Below are 7,890 nucleotides of genomic sequence, written 5' to 3' on the forward strand. Positions count from 1 at the left end.
TTTTATTTAAGGGGTCTTTGCACGGGCGCCCTGAGCCAAACCGCCTTGCTTGGCCGCGCCAGTTCCGGCATTAGCCCCCCATGCAAGCCGCCATCCTTCTGTTCCCCGGCATCAACCGGGAACGCGACATGATCCTGGCCGTGCGCCAGAGCTTTGGCCGTGAACCGGCGATCGTCTGGCACAAGGACACGGAGCTGCCCGCCGGCACCGACCTCGTGATCCTGCCCGGCGGCTTCTCCTTCGGGGATTATCTGCGCTGCGGCGCGATGGCGGCGCAAAGCCCGATCATGCGCGCGGTGAAGGCCCATGCCGAGCGCGGCGGCTATGTTCTGGGCGTCTGCAACGGCTTCCAGATCATCACCGAGGCCGGGCTGCTGCCCGGCGCGCTGCTGCGCAATGCCGGGCTTCGCTTCCTCTCCATGGACACCATGCTGAAGGTCGAGCGCGCCGATACCGTGTTCACCTCGAAATGGGACAAAGGGGCGGTGTTCCGCGCGCCGATGGCGCATGGCGATGGCAATTACACCGCAGATGAGGCGACGCTCGACCGGCTGGAAGGCGAAAACCTCGTCGCCTTCCGCTATGCGGACCAAAACCGCAACGGCTCGGCACGCAGCATCGCGGGGATTTTCTCCCCGAACCTGCGGGTGCTGGGGCTGATGCCCCACCCGGAAAACCTCGTCGACCCGCTGATGGGCGGCATCGACGGCAAACCCCTCTTTGACTCCCTGGCGGCCGCATGACTGAAATTAATGAAACGCTCGCCAAATCCTTCGGGCTCAATGCCGAGGAATGGGGCAAGGTGCTGGAGATCATGGGCCGCACCCCCACCCTCACCGAGCTTGGCATCTTCTCGGTGATGTGGTCCGAGCATTGCTCCTATAAATCTTCCCGGGTCTGGCTGAAGGAACTGCCGACCAAGGCGCCCTGGGTCATTCACGGCCCCGGCGAGAATGCCGGCGTGATCGATATCGGCGAAGGGCTGGCGGCCATCTTCAAGATGGAGTCGCATAACCATCCCAGCTTCATCGAGCCCTATCAGGGTGCGGCGACCGGTGTGGGCGGCATTCTGCGTGACGTGTTCACCATGGGCGCGCGGCCGATCGCCAACCTCAACGCGCTGCGCTTCGGCGACCCGGCCTTGCCGGTGACCAAGCGCGTGGTGGATGGCGTGGTGCGCGGCATTGGCGGCTATGGCAATTGCGTCGGCGTGCCGACCGTGGGCGGCGAGGTGAATTTCCACCCGGCCTATAACGGCAACCCGCTGGTGAATGCGATGACCGTCGGCATCGCGCATCAGGACAAGATTTTCCTCTCCGCCGCCGCAGGTGTCGGCAATCCGGTGGTCTATGTCGGCTCCAAGACCGGGCGTGACGGCATCCATGGCGCCACCATGGCCTCCACCGAGTTCGACGCCGCCTCCGAGGATAAGCGCCCGACCGTGCAGGTCGGCGATCCGTTCACCGAGAAGCTTCTGATCGAGGCCTGCCTGGAGCTGATGCAGACGGATGCCATCGTCGCCATCCAGGACATGGGTGCGGCCGGCCTCACCTCCTCCTCCGTGGAGATGGCAGGCAAAGGTGGCGTCGGCATCGAGCTGAATCTGGACGATGTGCCGCAGCGCGAAACCGGCATGAGCGCCTATGAGATGATGCTCTCCGAGAGCCAGGAGCGCATGCTGCTGGTGCTCAAGCCCGAGCGCTCGGACATGGCCCGCGCCATCATCGAGAAATGGGATCTGGATTACGCCGTCATCGGCCATATCACCGATACCGGGCGCATCGTGGTCAAGCATCAGGGCGTGGTCGAGGCGGATATTCTGCTGGCACCTTTGGCCGACGAGGCCCCGCTCTATCGCCGCCCGATCGCGGAAACCCCCAAGCCCGCGAAGCTGGCGCCGATTGAGGCGCATGCGCCACTGGACCAGGCGCTGCTGAAGCTGATCGGCTCGCCGGATCTGTGCTCGCGCCGCTGGATTTTCGACCAGTATGACAGCTCCGTCGGCGGGCAGACAGTGAAGCGCCCGGCCCAGGCCGATGCCGCCATCGTCCGGCTGGAGGGCTCCAAGCGCGCCCTGGCCATCACCACCGACGTGACCCCGCGCTATTGCGTGGCGGATGCGGAAATGGGCGGCGCCCAGGCGGTGGCCGAGGCCTGGCGCAACATCACCGCGACCGGCGCGAAGCCGCTGGCGGTGACCGACAACATGAATTTCGGCAATCCGGAAAAGCCCGAGATCATGGGCCAGTTCGCCAGCGCCATCAAAGGCATGGCGGCGGCCTGCACGGCGCTGGATTTCCCGGTCGTCTCCGGCAATGTCTCGCTTTATAACGAGACCGAGGGCCGCCCGATCCTGCCCACGCCGGCCATCGGCGCGGTCGGCGTGATCGAGGATGCGGCTTTGGCGGTGGGCTATGGGCTCAGCCCCGACCTCACCTTGCTGGTCATCGGCGAGACCAAGGGCGAGCTGGGGCGCTCGCTCTATCTGCGTGAAATTCTCGGCCGCGAGGAAGGCGCGCCGCCGCCGGTGGATCTGGCGGTGGAGCGGCGCAATGGCGATTTCGTGCGCGGGCAGATCCTCGCCGGCGCCGTGGCCGCCTGCCATGACGTCTCCGATGGCGGGCTGCTCGTCACCGTGGCGGAAATGGCGCTGGCCGGGGATTGCGGCGCGGCGCTGACCGGCGCCGGGGCGGCCGAATATTGGTATGGCGAGGACCAGGGCCGCTATGTGCTGGCCGTGCGCGATGCGAGCGCGGTGCTGGCCGCCGCCGCCGCCGCCGGTATTCCGGCCCAGCATATCGGCGCGTCGTCGGAAGAGAAAAAATTGACTCTGCCGGATGGCCTTGCCATATCTCTGCCTCAATTGCGCGATGCCCATGAGGGGTTCTTCCCTCGCTGGTTCGCCTGAAAAAGGGTTTTAATAGATGGCCATGCCCGCGGGTGAGATCGAAGCTTTGATCAAGGCCGCCTTCCCTGACGCCACGATCCGGATCGAGGATCTGGCGGGAGATAACGACCATTATGCCGCCTATGTGGTGTCGGAAGCGTTCCGGGGCGTGCCCCGGGTGCGCCAGCACCAGATGGTTTACGCCGCCCTGCAAGGGCGCATGGGCGGTGAACTTCATGCCCTGGCGCTGCAGACAGCGGCCCCGGAATAAGGACCAAATACCCCATGGATAACCCCGTTTTTTCCACCATCCAGGCGCAGATCGACAGCGCTCCGGTCATGTTGTTCATGAAGGGCACCCCGCTCTTCCCGCAATGCGGCTTCTCCGCCCGCGTCGTGCAGATCCTGAAGCATGCCGGCGTCGCCTTCTCTTCGGTGAATGTGCTGGAAGACCCCGAGATCCGCGACGGGATCAAGCAATTCTCCAACTGGCCGACCATCCCGCAGCTTTATGTGAAGGGTGAGTTCATCGGCGGCTGCGACATCGTCACCGAGATGTATCAGAGCGGCGAGCTGCAGACCCTGCTCACCGAAAAGGGTGTCACCCAGAACGCGGCCTGACCGCGTGACGCAAGGGCAGGTGATCGCCATCCGTGACCGCGCCCGCCCTTGATCGTTTTCGTCACTGACGAACTGCCCAGACCAGGCGCCGCCGGGCATCTGGCGCTCAATTATGAAATTCTGGACTGGCTGCGGGCCGAGGGGCGGGATGTGACCATCCTGCTCACCGGCGCGCGGCTGGCTTCGCCGTTGGCCTGGCTGGACGGGATGCGGGTGGACGGCCCAGGGCTGCGCCGCTATGGCCGGCTGGCATGGCCCGCCACCCTGCCCGGGCTGGCCCAGGCCACCGCCCGGCTGGGGCTACGCGCCCTGCCGAGGCGGCTGGCCCAGACTTTGCGGGCGCGGCGCAACCGGGCCGATGCGGTGCTGGGCAGCTTCGCCAGTGCGGCGGATCTGCGCTGGTGTGCCGCCGCCATCGCCCGGCTGCAACCCGAGGCGGTGCTGATCGACACCATCTTCCGGGCCGCTTTGCTGGCAGCCCCCGAGCTGCGGCAGGTGAACAACCTGCTGATTACCCATGACCTGTTCCATCGCCGTGCCGAGGCGCTAAGACTGGCCGGCTACAAGGTGCGCCCGGAGGGGCTGACCCGGCAGCGCGAAACCGAGCTGCTGGCCCGCGCCCGGCATATCACCGCGATCCAGCCCGAGGAGGCGGCGATTTTGCGCCAGATGTGCCCCGGCGCCGATATCCTCACCGCGCCGATGCCGGCCCTGCCCTGCCCGCCCCCGGCCGGACAAATGCGGCTGCCGGGCCGGCTGGTGTTCATCGGCAGCGACACTTTGCCCAATCTGGACGGGCTGCGCTGGTTTCTGAGCGAGATCTGGCCGGGGCTACGGGGCCAGGGGATCACGCTGGACCTGATCGGCGATTGCGGGCCGGCGCTGCGGGCGCTGCCCGAGGGGGTGAAGGCGCTGGGGCGGGTGGCGAAGCTCGCCCCGCTGCTGCACCGGGCGGCGCTCGCCATCGCGCCGTTGCGGGCCGGGTCGGGGCTGAAGATCAAGATGCTGGATTATGCCCGGCACGGGCTGGTCACCATCGCCACCCCGGCGGCGCTGGAGGGGTTCGCGCGGGACGATGCCGCGCCCTTCATCCCGGCCACCGGCGCGGCGGATTTCGCCGTGGCGATCCTGCGCCATATCGCCCCGCCGCCCCCGCCCGAGCCGGCCCTGGCCTATGTGGCGGGGCATTACGGCCGGGCACGCACCTTCGCCGGCTTGCGAGAGGCGTTAATTTCGGCCTGAATCCTGGGTTTTGTTAGGGGGATGTTAAGAGAGGCCGGGCAAATTGGCGCCATGCGCCTCCTGCACCGCCCAGCCCGCCCCTCTCGCCCCCGCGTGGCGCCATGACCGCGACACGCCAAGAATCGGATCATGCCGCCGAGGCTGAGCTGCGGGCGGAACGGGAGCTGAAGCAGCATAATGCCCGCCACCGCATCACCGAGCGGCGGCGCGTCATCCAGAAGCTGCGCCAGGCCTTGGCCACCAACAGGCTGGCGCTGCATTTCCAGCCGATCATCGCGCTGGCATCCGGGCGGGCCTGCGCGGCGGAGGTACAGCTGCGGCTGGACCATTCGCGGCGCGGGCTGATCCCGGCGGGGCATTTGCTGCCGCTGGCCGAGCAATCGGACATGATCATCGATCTCGGCGCCTGGATGCTGCGCCAGGTCTGCGTGCAGGCGGCCCAGATGCCGCGGGATTTCACCCTCTCTTTGGCCTTGTGTCTGCGGCATCTGCGCTCCGGCCAGCTGGTGAAGCATGTGCTGGAGGCGTTGCAGCACGCCCAGGCTGAACCCTGCCAGCTGGAATTGCTGATCACCGAGGAGATGTTGCTGGATGCCAATGAGGATACGGTCTTCGCGCTGCGGGCCCTGCAGGGTCTGGGGCTGCGGCTGGCGCTGGACCATTTCGGCACCGGCTATGCCTCGCTCGCCCCGCTGCGCAAGCTGAATTTCTCCACCTTGCGGCTGGACCGCTCGCTGGTGCGCGATATCGAGGCGGATGGCGCGGCCGGCATCGTGCAGGCGGCGGTGGAGGCGGGGCACGCGCTGGGCTGCCAGGTGCTGGCGGACGGGGTGGAAAGCCAGACCCAGTATGATCTGTTGCGCCGGCTGCGGGCGGATCTGGCGCAGGGCAGTTTTTTCAGCGCCGCCATGGATGGCGCAGCGCTCGGCAGCCTGCTGGCACGGCGCTGAAGCCTGGCCGCTCGGCTGGCGGCACTCACCCGCTGACACGCAACTTTGCAAATCGCAATATGCTGCACCTTGATGCCTCCGCCGCTTGCGGCATAACTCTGTTCCCATGACCGCCGATCCCGCCGAACAGGCCATTCTCGACACGCTCGCCCAGCGCGGGTTGGACAAATCCATCTGCCCCACCGAGGCGGCGCGCGCGCTGGCGGGCCATCCGCAGGATGAAAGCTGGCGCCGCTCGCTGGCGCCGGTGAAGCTGGCGGCGCAGCGCCTGGCGCGGGCCGGGCGGATCGAGATTCTCCGCAAGGGCAAGCCAGTCGATCCCGAGACGCTGCATGGCGTGATCCGCCTGCGCCTGACCCGTCCGGAGGGCTGACTTTGCGCCATGCGATGACGAATTTCCTCACCGGCTTCGCCGAGGGCGTCAGCCTGGCCAAGCCCTATTTCAAATCCGAGCAGAAATGGGTGGCCTGGGGGCTGCTGGGCGCTGTGGTGGGGCTGAATCTGCTGCTGGTCGGGCTCAATGTGATCCTGACCTACTGGAATAATGATTTCTTCAACGCCATCCAGGCCTATGATTCGAAGATCGTCGTCGCCCTTCTCTACATGCCGGTGATACGGGTGCCGGGCAAAGGCGCCATGCCGGGCTTTCTCGAGCTGGTGGTGATCTATGTGCTGATCGCGGTCTACGCCACCTATCTCAGCCAGATGCTGCAGATCAAATGGCGGCAATGGCTGACCACCCATTATGTCGAAAACTGGCTGCAGGACCGGGCCTATTACAATATCTCGCTCTCCCACGCGCCCAGCTCGATCATCGACAACCCGGATCAGCGCATTTCCGAGGATTTGAATAATTTCACCACCAGCACGCTCTCGCTCGGCATCGATTTCATCACCAATGTGGTGACTCTGTTCAGCTTCGTGTTCGTGCTCTACAGCATCTCCGGCTCGATCACGCTGCTGGGCGTCACCATTCCCGGCTATATGCTGTGGGTGGCCATTCTGTACGCGCTGGTCGGCACCGGGCTGACCCATCTGATCGGCCGCAAGCTGGTGCCTTTGGCCTTCAACCAGCAGAAGCTGGAAGCGGATTTCCGTTACCGGCTGGTGCGCATCCGCGAGCATCCCGAGGCGATCGCGCTCTCCCATGGCGAGGCGCAGGAAGAGGGCGAACTGGTCGGCAGCTTTCAGTTCGTGCGGGATAATTTCTGGGCGATCATGCGCCGGACCAAGGCGCTGAATTTCTTCACCATCTCCTTCAATCAGGTGGCAAGTATCTTCCCGCTGGTGGTGATCCTGCCGCGCTATTTCGCCAAGAAGATCGGGCTGGGCGGGTTGAGCCAGATCCCGATGGTGTTCGGCCAGGTGCAGGGGGCACTCTCCTGGTTCGTCACCTCCTATTCCGGGCTTGTCGCCTGGCGCGCCACCGTCTCGCGTCTCTATGGCTTCCGCGAGGCGATGGAGACGGCGCGCGCCATGGCCGCCGGCGGACCGCGCTTGCAGGCGGGTGGCGAGGGTCTGGCGCTGCGCGATTTGACGCTGACCCTGCCCGATGGCCGCAAGCTGCTGGACCGTGCCAGCCTGACCTTGCCGCCGGGCGAGCTGGTGACGATTTCCGGCGCCTCCGGGACCGGTAAATCCACTTTGTTCCGGGCGCTGGCCGGGATCTGGCCCTATGGCCAGGGCGAGGTGACGCTGCCGCAGGGCAAGCTGCTGTTCCTGCCGCAAAAACCCTATTTCCCGCTGGGCACGTTGCGGCGCAATCTCGCTTATCCGGGGCCGGAAGCGGGGCTGGATGATGAAGCGGCGCGTGAGGCGCTGGCGGCGATGGGGCTGGGGCATCTGGCCGAGCGACTGGATGAGGCGGCGAATTGGGGGCTCGCACTTTCGGGGGGCGAACAGCAACGTTTGGCGCTGGCGCGGGCGATTCTGGCCAAGCCGGACTGGCTGTTTCTGGACGAGGCGACCTCGGCCCTGGATGTGGGGCTGGCGGGGGAGATCCGCGGCGCGCTGCGGGCGCGTCTGCCGGGGACGACGATTGTGGCGATTACCCACCACGAACAAGGGCCGCGCCAGGTACGCTTCGCGCAAGCCCAGCTATCGCCTAATTTTTAAAAGTTTTTGGGGTGCAGCCCTTTTTTCAAAAAGGGCTGCAAAACGTCTGGGGCAGTGGCAACGCCGGTGCCACCG

At 66.0% G+C, this 7,890-nt stretch carries 8 protein-coding genes; all 8 read left to right on the forward strand.

Annotation, left to right across the window (positions count from 1 at the left end; all coding sequences use genetic code 11):
• Positions 1–80: 80 nt before the first annotated feature.
• On the forward strand, positions 81–743 hold the full coding sequence (gene purQ / locus MXAZACID_RS06895; protein ID WP_008493482.1) for a phosphoribosylformylglycinamidine synthase subunit PurQ: 663 nt from the start codon (positions 81–83) through the stop codon (positions 741–743).
• Positions 740–2,908 (forward strand): phosphoribosylformylglycinamidine synthase subunit PurL, encoded by a 2,169-nt coding sequence (gene purL / locus MXAZACID_RS06900; RefSeq protein WP_008493483.1) that lies wholly within the window; start codon positions 740–742, stop codon positions 2,906–2,908. Before purQ ends, purL begins: the two co-directional genes overlap by 4 nt.
• Before the next feature lie 16 nt (positions 2,909–2,924).
• Positions 2,925–3,158: a BolA/IbaG family iron-sulfur metabolism protein gene (locus MXAZACID_RS06905; protein WP_008493484.1), complete on the forward strand. Its 234-nt coding sequence runs from the start codon at positions 2,925–2,927 to the stop codon at positions 3,156–3,158.
• 14 nt (positions 3,159–3,172) lie between these two features.
• Positions 3,173–3,508, forward strand: a complete 336-nt coding sequence (gene grxD / locus MXAZACID_RS06910; protein ID WP_008493486.1) for a Grx4 family monothiol glutaredoxin — start codon at positions 3,173–3,175, stop codon at positions 3,506–3,508.
• Between the two features lie 48 nt (positions 3,509–3,556).
• Positions 3,557–4,750 (forward strand): glycosyltransferase family 4 protein, encoded by a 1,194-nt coding sequence (locus MXAZACID_RS06915; RefSeq protein ID WP_008493487.1) that lies wholly within the window; start codon positions 3,557–3,559, stop codon positions 4,748–4,750.
• Between the two features lie 101 nt (positions 4,751–4,851).
• Positions 4,852–5,700, forward strand: a complete 849-nt coding sequence (locus MXAZACID_RS06920; protein WP_008493489.1) for an EAL domain-containing protein — start codon at positions 4,852–4,854, stop codon at positions 5,698–5,700.
• A gap of 106 nt (positions 5,701–5,806) precedes the next feature.
• Positions 5,807–6,073: a DUF3253 domain-containing protein gene (locus tag MXAZACID_RS06925; protein WP_008493490.1), complete on the forward strand. Its 267-nt coding sequence runs from the start codon at positions 5,807–5,809 to the stop codon at positions 6,071–6,073.
• Positions 6,074–6,087: 14 nt separating this feature from the next.
• Positions 6,088–7,815: an ABC transporter ATP-binding protein/permease gene (locus MXAZACID_RS06930; protein ID WP_008493491.1), complete on the forward strand. Its 1,728-nt coding sequence runs from the start codon at positions 6,088–6,090 to the stop codon at positions 7,813–7,815.
• Positions 7,816–7,890 lie beyond the last annotated feature (75 nt).

The organism is Acidocella sp. MX-AZ02 (assembly GCF_000306035.1).
Taxonomy (GTDB): Bacteria; Pseudomonadota; Alphaproteobacteria; order Acetobacterales; family Acetobacteraceae; genus Acidocella; species Acidocella facilis.

Coding starts and splice junctions, on each gene's coding strand:
- purQ (WP_008493482.1), top strand. CDS start 81: ATGCAAGCCGCCATCCTTCTGTTCCCCGGCATCAACCGGGAACGCGAC.
- purL (WP_008493483.1), top strand. CDS start 740: ATGACTGAAATTAATGAAACGCTCGCCAAATCCTTCGGGCTCAATGCC.
- MXAZACID_RS06905 (WP_008493484.1), top strand. CDS start 2,925: ATGGCCATGCCCGCGGGTGAGATCGAAGCTTTGATCAAGGCCGCCTTC.
- grxD (WP_008493486.1), top strand. CDS start 3,173: ATGGATAACCCCGTTTTTTCCACCATCCAGGCGCAGATCGACAGCGCT.
- MXAZACID_RS06920 (WP_008493489.1), top strand. CDS start 4,852: ATGACCGCGACACGCCAAGAATCGGATCATGCCGCCGAGGCTGAGCTG.
- MXAZACID_RS06925 (WP_008493490.1), top strand. CDS start 5,807: ATGACCGCCGATCCCGCCGAACAGGCCATTCTCGACACGCTCGCCCAG.
- MXAZACID_RS06930 (WP_008493491.1), top strand. CDS start 6,088: ATGACGAATTTCCTCACCGGCTTCGCCGAGGGCGTCAGCCTGGCCAAG.